12 protein-coding genes and 1 pseudogene are annotated in these 15,531 nt (G+C 59.0%); 8 read left to right on the top strand and 5 right to left on the bottom strand.

What is annotated here, in order from left to right; all coding sequences use genetic code 11:
* Positions 1-4 precede the first annotated feature (4 nt).
* Genes mreD through IPM89_04840 form a run of 3 tightly spaced genes read right to left on the bottom strand, consistent with a single transcriptional unit; the run spans position 5 to position 2,451 of the window.
* The gene (gene mreD / locus IPM89_04850; protein ID QQS55146.1) at positions 5-493 is read right to left on the bottom strand and encodes a rod shape-determining protein MreD; all 489 of its coding nucleotides are present in this window, start codon (positions 491-493) and stop codon (positions 5-7) included.
* Complete coding sequence (gene mreC, locus IPM89_04845; GenBank protein ID QQS55798.1) at positions 490-1,362, bottom strand: rod shape-determining protein MreC; 873 nt, start codon at positions 1,360-1,362, stop codon at positions 490-492. The genes mreD and mreC overlap by 4 nt, the downstream gene beginning before the upstream one ends.
* Before the next feature lie 39 nt (positions 1,363-1,401).
* Positions 1,402-2,451, bottom strand: coding sequence for a rod shape-determining protein (locus tag IPM89_04840; protein QQS55145.1), 1,050 nt, complete (start codon positions 2,449-2,451; stop codon positions 1,402-1,404).
* Between the two features lie 127 nt (positions 2,452-2,578).
* Between IPM89_04840 and gatC the strand changes: the two genes are divergently transcribed.
* The 8 genes and pseudogenes from gatC to IPM89_04800 all read left to right on the top strand — a co-directional run bounded on the left by gatC (position 2,579) and on the right by IPM89_04800 (position 12,158).
* A complete protein-coding gene (gene gatC / locus IPM89_04835) occupies positions 2,579-2,866 on the top strand; it encodes an Asp-tRNA(Asn)/Glu-tRNA(Gln) amidotransferase subunit GatC (protein ID QQS55144.1) in 288 nt (95 codons plus the stop codon).
* A gap of 93 nt (positions 2,867-2,959) precedes the next feature.
* Positions 2,960-4,414 carry an Asp-tRNA(Asn)/Glu-tRNA(Gln) amidotransferase subunit GatA gene (gene gatA, locus IPM89_04830; GenBank protein QQS55797.1) on the top strand — a complete coding sequence of 485 codons (1,455 nt, stop codon included), beginning with the start codon at positions 2,960-2,962 and terminating at the stop codon, positions 4,412-4,414.
* Between the two features lie 26 nt (positions 4,415-4,440).
* Complete coding sequence (gatB, locus tag IPM89_04825; GenBank protein ID QQS55143.1) at positions 4,441-5,877, top strand: Asp-tRNA(Asn)/Glu-tRNA(Gln) amidotransferase subunit GatB; 1,437 nt, start codon at positions 4,441-4,443, stop codon at positions 5,875-5,877.
* Between the two features lie 45 nt (positions 5,878-5,922).
* Positions 5,923-6,936, top strand: a complete 1,014-nt coding sequence (locus tag IPM89_04820) for a hypothetical protein (GenBank protein QQS55142.1) — start codon at positions 5,923-5,925, stop codon at positions 6,934-6,936.
* A 23-nt stretch (positions 6,937-6,959) separates the two neighbouring features.
* Complete coding sequence (locus IPM89_04815; protein QQS55141.1) at positions 6,960-8,747, top strand: asparagine synthase; 1,788 nt, start codon at positions 6,960-6,962, stop codon at positions 8,745-8,747.
* A gap of 707 nt (positions 8,748-9,454) precedes the next feature.
* Positions 9,455-10,516, top strand: coding sequence for a helix-turn-helix domain-containing protein (locus tag IPM89_04810; GenBank protein ID QQS55140.1), 1,062 nt, complete (start codon positions 9,455-9,457; stop codon positions 10,514-10,516).
* A 102-nt stretch (positions 10,517-10,618) separates the two neighbouring features.
* Positions 10,619-11,053 (top strand): hypothetical protein, encoded by a 435-nt coding sequence (locus IPM89_04805; protein QQS55139.1) that lies wholly within the window; start codon positions 10,619-10,621, stop codon positions 11,051-11,053.
* A gap of 44 nt (positions 11,054-11,097) precedes the next feature.
* Positions 11,098-12,158 (top strand): annotated as a pseudogene (locus tag IPM89_04800) (IS630 family transposase).
* A gap of 490 nt (positions 12,159-12,648) precedes the next feature.
* On the opposite strand, the gene IPM89_04795 reads toward IPM89_04800, so the two are convergent.
* Both IPM89_04795 and IPM89_04790 read right to left on the bottom strand, forming a co-directional pair.
* Positions 12,649-14,295, bottom strand: a complete 1,647-nt coding sequence (locus IPM89_04795) for a transposase (protein QQS55796.1) — start codon at positions 14,293-14,295, stop codon at positions 12,649-12,651.
* Positions 14,296-14,867: 572 nt separating this feature from the next.
* Entirely contained in the window at positions 14,868-15,515 is a 648-nt protein-coding gene (locus tag IPM89_04790) for a cupin domain-containing protein (GenBank protein QQS55138.1), read from the bottom strand.
* Between the last annotated feature and the right edge of the window lie 16 nt (positions 15,516-15,531).

Raw genomic sequence — 15,531 nt, 5'->3', positions numbered from 1 at the left:
GCTCTCAGGTGACTTGGAAATAACGACGAACATCGCGCAGGATCACGAACAACAGAGGCCACATCACCATGCCGCCCAGCGCGGGCGCCAAGTACCACCAGTCACGCGGCGGGTAGCCGATCACTCCACTGATCCAGAATACCAGAAGTTGTTCGACCAACAGAAAGAGCAGGATGCTGAACGCCTGCTGCCAGGGCGGCGCCACCCGGACGCGCCGGTAAGTCTGCAACGTCAGATAGGCCACGACCGCCAGGGCCAAGGCATATTGGCCCAACAGCGCGCCCCGCGCCACGTCCAGCAACAACCCGACCAGCCAACCCATTCCGAGCCCAACCCGATGCGGCAATGCCATGCACCAGTAGATCAGCACCATCGCCACCCAATCGGGCCGAAAACGATCCAACCCACCCGGCAAGGGGATGGTGGACAACAGAAACGCCAGCAGCAGGCTCAAGGCCATGATCCCACCGCCGGTGGGGCGAAGCGTGCTCATGGCGAGTGGGGTGGAGCGGAGCGTTCGGCCATGGCGGGCACAGGCGATTCCGACACGCCCGATTCGTTCTCCAGCAACATCACCTCGCGGATTCGATCCAGCGCCGCGAGCGGCCGGGCGACGATGTGGGCAAACGGACTACCGGGATCGAATTCCACTTTTACCACCTTGCCCACCGGATAACCGCGCGGAAATCGCCCGCCCAGACCGGAAGTCACCAACAGGTCACCCACTTTCACGTCTTCATTGTTGGGAATATGGGGCAGTTCCAGCTCCTGAAAGTTGCCGGTACCCAAAGCCAGGGTGCGAACCCCGGTGCGGTCAATCTGAATCGGCAGGGCGTGGTTGGGGTCGGTGATGAGGATGGCCGTGGCGGTAAAGGGATCGGCCCGGACGATCTGGCCGACGATGCCATGCTGGTCGAGTACCGGCTCGCCGACGTAAATGCCATGCTGGCGCCCGCGGTTGAGCAGAATGTGATGCCGGTACGGATCGAAATCCACCGCCAGCAGTTCGGCGATCAGCACCCGCTCCGGGGTATTGACCGCCGATTCCAGCAGGGAACGCAGTCGGCGGTTTTCCGCCTCCAGCGTGGTCAGCTTCTGCAGTTGGACGTTGAAAAACACCTGCTTTTCGCGCAGGCGGGCGTTCTCATCCAGCAAGGTGCCGCGACCGACCAGATTTTCGGCCAGCCAAGTTCTGAGGTCGCTCGGCAGGCGCGCCAGATACTGTAGCGGGTAGATCGCCGTGGCCAGGACATCGCGCGCGCCGTCGAGATAGTGATAGCGGTGATCCACCGTCATGATGACGATCGACAGCGCTACCCACAGTCCGAGCCGGAGAGTCGCCGTGGGGTTGACCGTGAACAAGTAGCGGAACCGCCTGCTGGGTTTGAGGGCGACCAACCGCTATTCGATGGCGAACGCTTCGACGGCGTGTTCGTCCTTGGCGATCAGCTCCAGCACCCGGCCGCCGCCGCGCGCCACGCAAGTGAGCGGATCCTCGGCGATCACTACGTTCAGGCCGGTCTCCTCCATGATCAGCTTGTCGATATCCCGCATCAGCGCGCCGCCACCGGTGAGCACGATACCGCGCTCGGCCACGTCGCCCGCCAGCTCCGGCGGCGTGGTCTCCAGCGCCATTTTCACCGCGCTGATGATGCCCGACAGCGGCTCCTGCAAGGCTTCGAGGATTTCGTTGCTGTTGAGGGTGAAGCTGCGCGGCACGCCCTCGGCCAGATTGCGGCCCTTAATCTCGATTTCGCGCACTTCCGAAGTGGGGTAGGCGCTGCCAATCTCATGCTTGATGCGCTCGGCGGTGGGCTCGCCGATCAGTACGCCGAAATTGCGGCGCACGTAGCTGATGATGGCTTCGTCGAAGCGGTCGCCGCCGACCCGCACCGCGCCGGCGTAGACGATGCCGTTCAGCGAGATGACCGCCACCTCCGAGGTACCGCCGCCGATGTCCAGCACCATCGCTCCGCGCGCTTCCTCGACCGGGATGCCAGCGCCGATCGCCGCCGCCATCGGCTCGGGAATCAGGTACACCACCCGCGCGCCGGCGCCCATCGCCGATTCGCGGATCGCCCGCCGCTCCACCTGGGTGGAACCGCAGGGCACGCTGATCAGGACGCGCGGACTGGGATTGAGAAACTTGCGGGAATGCACTTTGCGGATAAAGTGTTGCAGCATCTTCTCGGTGACGGTGAAATCGGCGATCACACCGTCTTTCATCGGCCGGATGGTGGAAAGATTGTTGGGTGTGCGGCCCAGCATCCGCTTGGCGTCCGTACCCACCGCCGCGATGGTGCGAATCCCTCGCACCGGGTCCTGATTGATGGCGACCACCGAGGGTTCGTTGAGGACAATGCCGCCTCCCCGAACATAAATCAACGTGTTAGCGGTCCCCAGATCGATCGAGAGATCGTTGGAGAACTTGCCCCGCAACCATTTGAACATGTTGTCGAAAGTCCTATCCGTCAGAAACGGCTAATGCTAGCAAGCGGGGGGGTTAGGAGCAAGCTGGCAAATTATGGTAGGGTTGCGCGTCCGTTTTCTTCGATCCCTTGCAAGGAGAATTCTCGCGATGTCTCTGGGACCCGCCGAAGTCGCCAAAATCGCCCATCTGGCGCGCTTGGCCATCCGCGACGAGGATGTGCCGGCCCACGCCCGCAACCTGTCCGCCATTCTTGAACTGGTGGCGCAGATGAATGCCGCCGACACGGCCGGCGTCGCGCCGATGGCGCATCCGCTGGACATGGCGCAACGCCTGCGCCCCGACGCGGTCACCGAACCCGACCAGCGCGAACATTTCCAGGCCATCGCCCCGCAAGTCGAAGCCGGGTTGTATCTGGTGCCGAAGGTGATTGAGTGAAGCTGATCTCTCGCTCCCGGCTTCGCGCCCTCGCTTCGCTCTCCCTCAGGGAGGGCGGGGAGTTTTTGGATAATGATCCCCGATCCCATTGCCATGCATGAGAAAACCATCGCCCAACTCAGCGCCGGCCTCGCCGCCGGCGAGTTCAGCAGCGAAGAGCTGACCCGTGCTTTCCTGGAGCGCGTGGAACGGTTCAACCCCCAACTGAACGCCTTTATCACCGTCACCGCCGAAGCAGCACTGGTCCGCGCGCGCGCCGCCGACCAGCGCCGCCGCCGTGGCGAAGCGGGGCCGCTGACCGGCGTCCCCATCGCCCACAAAGACATTTTCTGCACCGAGGGAGTCCGCACTTCCTGCGGCTCGCGCATGCTGGACCGCTTCATCGCGCCCTATGACGCCACCGTGGTCGAGAAACTGAACGCCGCCGGCGCGGTGATGCTGGGCAAGACCAACATGGATGAGTTCGCCATGGGTTCGTCCAACGAAACCAGCTTCCATGGTCCGGTGCGCAATCCCTGGGATCTGGAGGCGGTGCCCGGCGGCTCCTCCGGCGGGTCCGCCGCCGCCGTGGTCGGTCGGCTCGCACCCGGCGCGACGGGCACCGACACCGGCGGCTCGATCCGTCAACCGGCCGCGCTGTGCGGCATCACCGGCCTCAAGCCGACCTACGGCCGGGTCTCGCGCTGGGGGATGATCGCCTACGCCTCCAGCCTCGACCAGGGCGGACCGATGGCGCGCAGCGCCGAGGATTGCGCCCTGCTGCTGGGCGCGATGGCCGGTTTCGACCCGCGCGACTCAACCAGCGCCGACCGGCCGGTACCCGACTACGCCGCCCTGCTCGACCGGCCATTGGATGGCCTGAAGATCGGCCTGCCGAAAGAATATTTCGGCGAGGGCCTGGATGGCGCGGTGGCTCAGGTGGTGGAAGAAGCCATTGCCGAGTACCGGAGACTGGGCGCGGAGACGGTCGAAATCAGCCTGCCCAACAGCCGGCTGGCGATTCCCGCCTATTACGTGATCGCCCCGGCGGAATGTTCCTCCAACCTGGCCCGCTTCGACGGGGTGCGCTACGGTCACCGCTGCGAAAATCCGAAGGATTTGCTGGACCTGTACACCCGCTCGCGCGGCGAAGGCTTCGGCGCCGAGGTCACCCGCCGCATCCTGGTCGGCACCTTCGCGCTGTCAGCCGGTTACTATGATGCTTACTATCTGAAAGCGCAACAGATCCGCCGCTTGATCAGCGACGATTTTCAACGGGCGTTCGAACGGGTGGATGTGATCGCGGGGCCGACCTCGCCAACCGTGGCCTTCAAGCTGGGCGAGAAAGTGGACGATCCGATTACCATGTATCTGTCGGACATCTACACCATCGCGGTCAATCTGGCCGGCCTGCCCGGCCTGTCGCTACCGGTGGGCTTCGCCGCCGGGTTGCCGGTGGGCTTGCAGCTCATCGGCGACTACTTCGCCGAAGACCGCTTGTTGCATACGGCGCACCGCTACCAGCAGGCCACCGACTGGCACCTGCGCGCGCCCGCCGCCTTCGCTTGACGTTCAATTTGCAAGGTTTCGATCTTATGGAATGGGAAACTGTGATCGGGCTGGAAATCCATGCCCAGCTCGCCACCAAGAGCAAGATTTTCTCCGGGGCCTCCACCGCCTACGGCGCCGCGCCCAACACCCAGGCTTGCGCCATCGACCTTGGCCTGCCGGGGGTACTGCCGGTGCTGAACCGGGAAGCGGTACGCATGGCGGCGATGCTCGGGCTGGCCATCGGCGCCGAAGTGGCCCGCCACTCGGTGTTCGCTCGCAAGAACTACTTTTATCCCGACCTGCCGAAGGGCTACCAGATCAGCCAGTACGAACTGCCGGTGGTCCAGAAAGGCCAAACGACCATCGATCTGGAGGACGGCTCCAGCAAGGTGATCGGCATCACCCGCGCCCATCTGGAGGAAGACGCCGGCAAGTCGCTGCACGAGGATTTTCACGGTCGGTCCGGGATCGACCTGAACCGTGCCGGGACGCCGCTGCTGGAAATCGTCTCCGAGCCGGATATGCGCTCGGCCAAGGAGGCGGTGGCGTATATGAAGAAGCTGCACCAACTGGTGGTTTATCTCGGCATTTGCGACGGCAACATGCAGGAAGGTTCGTTCCGCTGCGACGCCAACGTGTCGGTGCGACCCAAGGGCGACTCGAAGTTCGGCACCCGCGCCGAGATCAAGAATCTCAATTCCTTCCGCTTTGTCGAGCGGGCGATCGAATTCGAGATCGAGCGGCAGATCGATCTGATCGAATCCGGCGGCAAGGTGGTGCAGGAAACCCGGCTCTACGACCCGGACAAGGGTGAAACCCGTTCCATGCGGAGCAAGGAGGAAGCCAACGATTACCGCTACTTCCCCGATCCCGACCTGCTGCCGCTGGTGCTGGACGACGCGTTCATCGATGCCACCCGCGCCGCGTTGCCGGAACTGCCGGACGCCAAGAAGCAACGGTTCATGGAACAGTACGGCCTGTCCGCCTACGACGCCAGCGTGCTCACCACCAGCCGCGAACTGGCCGACCACTACGAGGCGACGGTCGCGGCGCTGGGCGGCGAACCCAAACTGTGCGCCAACTGGGTGATGGGTGATTTTTCGGCGTTTCTGAACAAGGACAACCGGGACATCGCCGACAGTCCGGTCAGTGCCGCGCAACTGGCCGGCCTGCTGCGGCGGATTCAGGATCGAACCATTTCCGGCAAGATCGCCAAGGAAGTATTCGAGGCAATGTGGGCTGGCGAAGGCGATGCCGACGCGGTCATCGAACAACGTGGTCTGCGGCAGATTACCGATACTTCAGCGATTGAAAAGGTGATCGACGACGTGATCGCCGCCAATCCCGAGCAACTCGCCCAATACCGCGCCGGCAAGGACAAGCTGTTTGGCTTCTTCGTCGGTCAGGTGATGAAACTGTCCAAGGGCAAGGCCAATCCGCAGCAGGTGAATGACTTGTTGGTCGAGAAGTTGAAAGTTTAGCGCACTAGACTCGGTACCCTATAGCCACCGCCGGGAGGGTTACCGATGCGCTGCCCCGAGTGCAAACACAACCAGAAATACAAGGACGGCACCCGCTGCAAGCAGTGTCGCTATCAGTTCGTGTTTCGCAAAAAACAGGATGAGATCAGCGACTTTACCCTGCGGCAAATCATCCAGCGCCTGTCCGACAATGGGCAGCAATCGTTTACCGCCACCCAACTTGCCCTGGAAATCTGCCGGCTCTGGCGCAAAAAAACGCTGGGGCCGGTTGGCTGCGGCGTCATCGCGCTCATCGTGAGCGTGATCGCCGGGTTGATCGCATTCAATGAATGGCGCTGGTGGGGCGGAGCGCTGATCCTCGCCGTGCTTCTGCCTCTGGCGATCTGGCTGGGCCGGCGGGAAAAAAGCAAACTGCCGTTCGGCAAGGCCCGCGAGATTATCAACAAATACCATCAGGCCCATCCGATCCAGGCGCTGGCGGACGGCACGGCGTTCCGACAACAAGCCGCGACACCCGACCTGCACGATCCGCACTACGCACCCGAACGGATTCTGGTGGTGGAGCGGGACGATCTGGTGGATATGCTGATCCGCAACCGCTTCCACCTGACCGCCAAGGCGGTCGTGGTCAGCCGCACCGGCTACCCGGAACGGGTGTTCGCCGCCTGTCGGGAATTCCTGCGCAATCATCCCGACACCCCGGTGCAACTGGTCCACGATGCCTCCACGCAAGGGTTCGCGCTCGCCGCGCAACTGACCGACGAGTCGAAATGGCGGTTCGCGCGCACGCGCCTGAGCGATCTGGGTATCTCCAGGGCGGCATTGCAGCGTGGAGCCACCCTGCCCTGGCTGCCGCCGGCTCTCTCCCGATCCGACGGTGCTTTCGGCGGCAATCCGACGGAAATGCTGCGCACCGGCTATCGGCTTCCCCTGGACTACGTCGGCCCGAAACCGCTGATTGGTCTGCTGAGCGCGGCGCTGGTCGGGGGGGCGCTGTTGCTCGCGCCGGAGGTTCTGAACGCGGCAAGCAGCAGCGAGGTGGAGATCGACTATGGCTGAGCATTCCGGAAACCCTTAGCCCCATGTCCTGCCTGTTCGGCTATTGCGGGCCACCGGCGGACGGTTTGCTGGCGCGCATGGCGACGTTGCTGGCCCACCGTTGTCCGCTGGGCTGGGAACGCACGGCCAGCGAGACCGCCGGTCATCACGCCGAAATCGGCCACGGCATTGCTGCCTGGAACCAGAAATCTCAGCTTGCCCGGCGTGATCATGAGCTGCTCGGTTATGGCGGCGTGCTGTTCAATCTGGATGAATGGGCGGCGCGGAGCGATGCCGCAACCGATGGCGCGGACCGGCTGCTGGCGGCACCGAGTCTGCGTCATGCGCCCGAACCCCACCTGGAACAACTGACCGGCTGTTTCGTGCTGGCCGCAAGCTTAGGCGATGCTTTTTACCTGCTGCGCGATCATGCGGGCGTAAAGGTGCTGTACTGGACCGTCCACCAGGGCCGGCTACTGTTCGCCAGCGAGATCAAGGCGCTGTTCGCCGATCCCACCCTGCCCCGCCGGATGCGCGCCGGCGCGCTGCCGGAATACCTGACGTTCAGCTTCGTCCCCGGCGCCGGCACCATGTTCGAGGGGATCGAGGAATTGCAGCCCGGTTCCCTCCTGCGCTTCCGCCACGGCCAAGCGCGGGTACGGCGGCATTTCCGCTTCGAAAAACTGGAAACGACACCCGATTCTCCCTCACAGGACTACCCTGCCCTGACGCGCGCCGCCCTGGAGCAATCGGTGACCGAGTGCCTCGCGGTCAGCCCGAACCAACCGCCGGCGGTGTTCCTGTCGGGCGGCATCGATTCCAGCGCGGTGCTGGCGGTCGCCGCCCGGCAGTTGCCGGAGGTCCGCATCCCGACCTTTTCGGCGCATTTCGGCGCGGAGTACGCCCGGGAAAACGAGTTCGTGCAGTTGATGGTGGATCGCTACCACACCGATCACCACTGGCTGGAAATCCGTCCCGGCGGCTTCCTGGAACGGCTGCGCGAGATCGTCTGGCGGCTGGACGACCCCATCGGCGACCCGGTGACCGTGCCCAATTATCTGCTAGCGCAAGCGGCATCCCAGGTCGCGGACGTGGTCTTGAACGGCGAAGGCGGTGATCCCTGTTTCGGTGGTCCGAAAAACATCCCCATGCTACTGGCCCGGTTGTACGGTCCCCTGCCGGGCGAGCCGCCCGCCGGCTGGCTGGAGCGCAATTATCTGCGGGCGTTCCAGCGCTGCTATCAGGATTTGAGCGCCTTGCTGGACCCGGCGCTGCTGCGGGAAGCCGGCGGCGAGGAGGCGCTGATTGCCTTGCTGGACCCGTATTTCCGCGAGCCCGAACCGCGGGATTTCGTCAACAAGCTGATGAGCATCAACATCCGGCTCAAGGGCGCCAATCTGATTCTGGTTAAGGTGGAAAAGATGAGTTCGGCGCATGGCCTGCTGGCGCTGCCGCCGCTGTTCTCGCGGCGGATCATCGAAACCAGCATGGCCTGTCCGCCGGGCGCGAAACTGGCGGGCGCGGTGGAAAAAAGCGTGCTCAAGCAGGCGGTGCGGGATTGGGTGCCGGAAGCGATCATCGCCCGGCCCAAATCGGGAATGATGGTGCCGGTGCGGTTCTGGTTTCAGGGCGACATGCGCCGTTATGGGAGAAAACTGCTATCCCGTTCACAAATTCGGCGCGGCGGGCTGTTCAACCCGGACTATGTGGAACGCTTGCTGAATTACGAAATGGAAGGCGTCCCCGGTCTGCGCCACGGTTTGAAACTGTGGATGCTCGTCACCTTCCTGCTGTGGCATGAGCAGATGGTGGAAGGCTCTCTCGCCCCTTGAGGCATGGCAGCGCCGACGAACAATGCAATGGAGTATCATTCTTGAGATTTATCGAACGAGAAACGTATCCTTTTACCCCATCATTCCAGGACGATTTTACTAAAAAACAGTCACTTGAATTGTGACAATGAAGTTTGTCATGATCATGTCACGGGAGGGTGCTCCGAGCGGGGCACCGGAGGCTGACTCCCGAGGCTGTGGCCGGGCGGAGAAGGACGGCAAGCTCACTCGATCAGTCGGTTACGGTTGACCGGTTCAGGCGTTTGCTATGGCGTAGAGATTAGAGATATTTTGGGAACCTGCCTTGTGGTATAGGCAGCTTCTATTCTCCGTATATCTTGCCATGGCGCAGGATATACGGAACAACATAATCACTTGTTAGAAATACAAAGGCATGGACATAGATCAAGAAACTATTGCGAAGGGATTTTACATGTCGCTATGCACTCATGAGGAAATTGAGCGCATATTCAATGTTTGGTAGTGTCCCTCAGTTTCCGTGATGAGCTTTCCCATTTTAGTGACAAGTTGGCATTCTCGATGGCGGTCATGGTTCCATCGAGGAGGTCGGCATGGACTGGGAAACGTTGTATTGTCCGAATGAACGGTGCGAGCACTACGGAAAACCTTTTAAAACTGGTGGGTTAGTACGCAATGGCAGCAGTCGAGGCGAACCTCAGGCGCGCTGCCGGAGCTGCGGGAGTACGGTGACCTTGCGTTATGGGACGGCTTACTATGGGCTGGAAGCCGATCCGGTGCAATTTGAGACCGCCCTGCGCGCGCTGGCCGAGGGGAATTCGCTGCGGGCCACCGCGCGCATCGTCGAAGTGGATAAGGACACGGTTTGCGCTTGGCTGGATCGAGGTGCCCGGCAATGCCGGGCGGTCGTGCTGTCCTTGTGGCGAAACTTGCCGGTCACCGAATGCCAATTGGATGAATTGTGGAGCTTTATCCATACCAAACAAGAAAACTTGCCTGGCGCCAAGGAGTATGTCGAGACCTATGGCGACGCTTGGGTGTGGTTGGCGTTTGCGCCGGTCTGGCGCCTGATATTGGGGTTTGTCATCGGCAAACATGATCAAACCCAGGCCGACCGGCTGGTGGAACAAGTGGCGTCGGTGACCGATGAAACCGTGCCCTTTTTTACCAGCGATCAATGGCCTGCTTATACGCAAGCGTTGTTGAACATGTATGGGGAATGGTACTGTCCGCCCCGCTGCGGGACGCGCGGCCCGCATCCCAAACCCCGCCGGCGACCGCATGCCGATCTGCTGTATGCCCAAGTGATCAAGCATCGAAGGGGTGGGCGTATCACCGCGATCTCCACTCAAGTCGTTTTTGGGGACCGGGCGACCGTCGCGGCGCGACTGGCCCAATCGCCCGTCAGTCAAACCATCAATACCAGTTTCGTCGAGCGGGACAACCTGACCCAGCGGCAGCAGAACCGCCGCCTGACCCGTCGCACCAACGGGTTCTCCAAGAACTTGTCTTGGTTCGAAAAACAGTTGTGGTTGTCGTTGGCCTACTACCATTTGGTGTTACCCCATGACAGCTTGCGCCGCTCGTTGCCGGTCACCGAGCCGACGCGCGGATCGGGTTCTCCCCGTCGATGGTGTTCCATCACGCCTGCGATGGCGGCCGGCGTGACCCATCACATCTGGACCACCCGGGAGCTGTTATCGTATCGGGTCTCACCGCTGTATTGGGCAGAATGCCCCCATCTTGAAAAATTGTTCCCCGGTTGGCCTGAAGCTCATCACGGAAACTGAGGGACACTACCCAATGTTTCATCCGCTAGTGACTATCTACTGAAAATTAGAGCTGACGCTACTGTTGATCATGTAAGAATTTACCGTGTATTTAGGCGAAGGATGGCCGATGCAGGAGAAAGCTGGTGTTTCAATGACTATTTTGACACCAAGCCATTTGAGAACTATGTCGAACACTTAGCAGATGAAGATTACACAGCAGCAAAGGAGTTAACGGCCGGGTTTGTATTTTGCAATAAGCCGAATGGTCAAATTGAAAAGACAGAGTTTGGAAATATAATCACGATATCTGAATCATTAAGATACTTCTTGTATTTTATGAATCTAGCAATCCTAGCTCATGGTGATGCAGAAGTACCCCAAGATGTTAGAAGTGCAGCAATAAAAATTGCGATTAGAACAATGCTTCAAAGTGAAGCGCTTGATTTTGACCTAGACCCTAGAGGTGAAATACCCAAACAAGTCCACGATAACGTTCAGTATCATACTGATAGACAGTTGGAGTTTATTGTAGGGCATGATACCATTTATGATTAGATTTTGTTATCATACTCATTTAACCTACTTTTATTGATCCAGTCATGAGCCGCTCATTACAAGTCGAAATCCACGAATCCTCCGAAGAACTAAAGCGCATAATGAATGAACAAACTCACGCCAAGTTTCGAGAGCGATTACAAATTCTATATTGGATTAAAAGTGAGATTTTTCATTCTTTACAAGAGTTAGCCGATCATTTAGGGCGATCGAAATCCGTCATTGTCAAGTGGCTCAAAGTATATCGTACCCAAGGCTTAATCGGGCTGTTGCAGTGGAATTATCATGGCGGCCGTCGTTCGAGAATTACCGAAGCTATGAGAGAGGCACTCCAGCGCCGTCTGGACGATCCGACTCATGGATTTCATAGTTACGGACAAATCCAGCAGTGGCTTCTCCAGGAATACGAGGTCGATATTCCTTATTCAACAGTGCATCAAGTCGTTCGTTATCAACTCAAAGCAAAACTTAAAGTGGCGCGGCCAACGAGCGTTCATCGCCATGAAGAGGCGGTGGTTTCTTTTAAAAAAAACTTCCACGACAACTTGAATTAATTGATATCCTTCAGCAAGTTGAAAATGAAGCGGTCCGGCCTTTACGGTATTGGTGCCAAGATGAAAGTCGCTTTGGATTAAAAACGATCACCCGGCGGGTCATCACCGCACTGGGGATTAAGCCAGTTGGTCCAGTTCAATGGACCTTTCAATCATTTTGGCTCTATGGTGCCATTGAGCCACTGAGTGGCGAAAACTTCTTTTTAGAATTTTCCCATTTAGATGCTGATTGCTTTCAGTGGTTTTTGAATGAATTTTCTAAAACTTATCCGCACAGCCTCAACGTAATTTAATTGGATAACGGTCGCTTTCATTCTGCCAAAAAACTCGTAATCCCCGATAATGTCGTCTTATTATTCCAACCGCCTTACAGTCCCGATGTGAACCCCATTGAGCGTGTTTGGCAATCAATGAAAGATCAATTGTGTTGGATCAATTTAAAAACCCTAGATGAACTACGTAAAAAAGTGGATGAACTCATTCAATCGCTTCTCCCAAGCGAAGTGGTTTCTTTGACCAGTTTTGATTTTATTTTATCCGCACTAAAGTAGTAAAATCTATTAGTAATCGGTATGAGTTTGCTCATCATTTTCTTGGGCATCTGAATGATTCCAATTTGATTGAGGGGACCTATTTATCTGTCCAGGAACTGGGCAAAAAGACCCATATGTTTTTCTCATATGCCCAGCAAGATGAATTGGATGCTGACATTAGCGCAATCGAAAGGCCGGTTTACACTCCTTATATGAAAGCAGACCTTGTAAACAGAGCTTTATTCTTTTTTGTGTACTTACACATATATCAAGGGGTGAAGGATCAAATAATGCCGTCTATGGGGGGTGCAAAAACACATCCAGATCCAATAGATCGATTTCATCATATGTACAATCATTTTAAGGGTAGTGTCGAGCTGGATGAAGAGAACTTAAAAAGTCTATTGAAGTTGAGCGACATCTACAAAGAATCTTTGGTTGAAGACGTAGCTTTAAACTTTGAATCATATGAGTCATATGGCTCGATATATTGTAACTTCTCAATAACTCACGGCACGGCCTCTGCCGCCGCCGCCCGTTCTCGAACGATCTCTGGCAAAGGGGGGATCGCACCAACCTGCCCGATCCGGTCGTTCAGGTAGTCCCAGAACGAGATCCCGAGTTTCCGGCAGGTCTTTTTCAAGCTGGCAAAGGTGTCGCGGCAGCGTCGCCCCAAGTCACTGCGCGTTCCGCCGCTGACCTTGCGCCATTTCACAAACCCCCGGATGTCGTTCTCGCTGCCATTGGTATGCAGCGGGACGTCGGGGCGCAAGAGCACCAGGAGCAACTCGGACTGATGGGTATACAGACGCTTGAGCGTGTTATTGAGGGTCGCAAAGGAGGTCTTCTGAGTGAAGAGGGCCTCGAAGCGCGCGCGCAGGGCGTCCATCGCCGCTGGATCGGGGTCGCGCTGGTACGCCTTGAGGTCGGCGTAGAGCGTCCAGAGTTCGTCGCGCACCCGTTCCTGGTCCTGGCGATGGTTCTCATCGAGCGGGATGAGTTTGTGAATCAGGCGTTCAGCATGCACCCAACACAAGGCATGCAGCAGAATGGCGAACTGCCCGGCACCGTCGCTCACGATCACCAAGTCGTGCGAGAGTCCTTTCGCGAACAGCCCGCCCACCAGGGCCCCTTCGGTGGCGATGCGGCGATGCCGTTCGGTGACCAGGCCCCAGTCGTCGAGCTGTTGCTCCCAGGCCGCGGTGGTGACCCCCTCCACCGTGGGATGCGCCATCAGGTTTTGGCAGAGCGCCTGGGGTAACCCCTGCTCGCGCCAATACGCCAACGCCTCGTCATTGAGCCGATAGACCGGTGTGCCCGCTTGTAGAAGTTGCAGAAAATTGATCCGGCTCTTGCTCTCGGTGCTGGAGAACCAGGCAAAGAAATCATTGCCAATCTGCGTGACGTAGCCGTTGCGGCCTTGATGGCGAGCCCCCGAATCATCGACCGAGATAAAGGAACTCACCGCTAGACCCACCGCAAGCAGCCGATCCTTTTCGGCAAAGAACGGCTCGTTGTGCCCGCTCAGCAGGGCATCGATCTGCCCCGCGGAGAGGTCGATGCCCCATTCCAGCAGTTGTTCGCGCAACAGCGGCTGGGTGACATGACACTGATGGTGCTGATAGAGCACGTAGGCACGTAACCCCGGACCAAAATGCCCGTCTTGCAGCGCCGGCGGCAGCTCGCCGTATAGATACTCGCCGTCGGGGGTCCGCCAAACTTCCAGCCGATAGCGGGTATTGTGCGGCTCGATCTTCAGATCCTGCACCACAAAATCCCGATACCCTTTAAAGCGGGCGCCCGCCGGCACGTCGCGGGGCGGAATCGGACACTCCTCGTGGATGATCAAGTCCTGGGTCTTGTGCCGCTTCGCCGAACCCGGCCGTTTGCCCTTCGATTCCCCGTCACCGTCACCGTCACCGTCACGGCCGTCCGTCACGTTGGGATCGGTTTGCTTCTCCATCCCGCTCGGCTTGAACGTCGGCTTCGGCTTCTCGCCCTTGAGCACCGCAATCTCATCGCGCAACTGCTGAATCGTCTCTGCTTGACGATGGATGGTCTCGGCCATCGCTTCGATCAATGCCAACAACTGCTCGACCAGCGGGGTCCGTTCCGCGTCGGGGAGGTCGGGGAGTTGGATCGGGGGAGTCGGCATGCCGGGGGGTGATTCCAGGGTGAGGATGGGAGACTCGATGGGGTACTCTAACTGAATATCGTCAGCCAAGGCCGCCATGACTTATTGAGAAGTTACGATATATTTAGCACAATGGCGCGGCAAAGTGCTCATTGATCGTGTTGATTTCTAACAAGCGCATGTTGTCGGACTTGTTTTCCGCTGCGCTCCAAACCAGCCGCAAATGCGGGCGTTTCGCGGACGCTTCGCGCCCGCGAAACGGGGCGGCGGATTGCAATCCGCTGCTTGCTTGGCGCTTCGCGCCGCACAACCACGCGGATCAAGCCGACATCGGCCGTCAAAGCCTTCGGCTTTTCCGTCCTCGCGGCTTATCCGCCGCCCCGTTAAGGTGATAATGTACAACATCTTGCAGGCAACGAATCGAAGTATTGTTTCGTGCCCCCAGAGCGTCTGATCCGCGACTTCCAAGGCCAGATCGAGAGGTGAAACCATGAAAACCGTGACGCTTGAGGTTCATAGTCTTTCGGACATCATGGCCGACCTCATCCAGACCTGAAAATCTGGCAAACAGAAGTAGCTGGCGCCTCAACCACTCAGCCCAGCGGTATCACCGTCCGGTTGATCATCGGGTGATCGTCGTCGCGCGGCCCGAAATCGCTATCGGGATGCCAGGCAACCACATCCAGCGCCGCTTCCCCGGTGAAAAAAGAATGCAGGCAACCGGTCGGAATGTACCAGCCCATGCCTGGCCGCAGCGGAAACACGCCATCCGGGGTGCGGCATTCACCCGTCCCCTGCATGATGACCCCGATCCGCGCCGAGGGATGGGTATGGGGCGTCTGGTCGGTATGCGGCGGAATATGCAGGTGATTCAGACACGGCTCGCCCACGCGGGGCGGGCAAATCAACAGCGTATCGCTGCACCCGTCGATATAGCGCAAACGCCCGACGCTCTCCAAAGGCCCGCCGATCTGCCGCAAACCGCGATAGCCGGACAGGACGATAACCAAACCGGCGCCACCGCACACCGAACCCTCGTCAGGCAGCGCGAAAAACATCCCTTGGCCTAACTCACAGCCACCCCAGGGATCGCGCAGCACGGAACGGCCACGAGTCACCATGCCGTAGCCGGTCGCGCCGTCCGGCAGCGTCAAGCATTCCTCCTCCCACCCCCAAATCTGAATCGAGTCCAGATCCAGCAGCAGGCCGTGGCGAATCTCCAGCGGTGTAAACGTGCTCATGGTGTGCCCGGAAAAG

The sequence above is a fragment of the Candidatus Competibacteraceae bacterium genome (assembly GCA_016699715.1).
Classification (GTDB): Bacteria; Pseudomonadota; Gammaproteobacteria; order Competibacterales; family Competibacteraceae; genus Competibacter.
The sequence above is the reverse complement of the archived record's forward strand: the minus strand, read 5'-3'. Positions and strand labels throughout refer to the sequence as shown.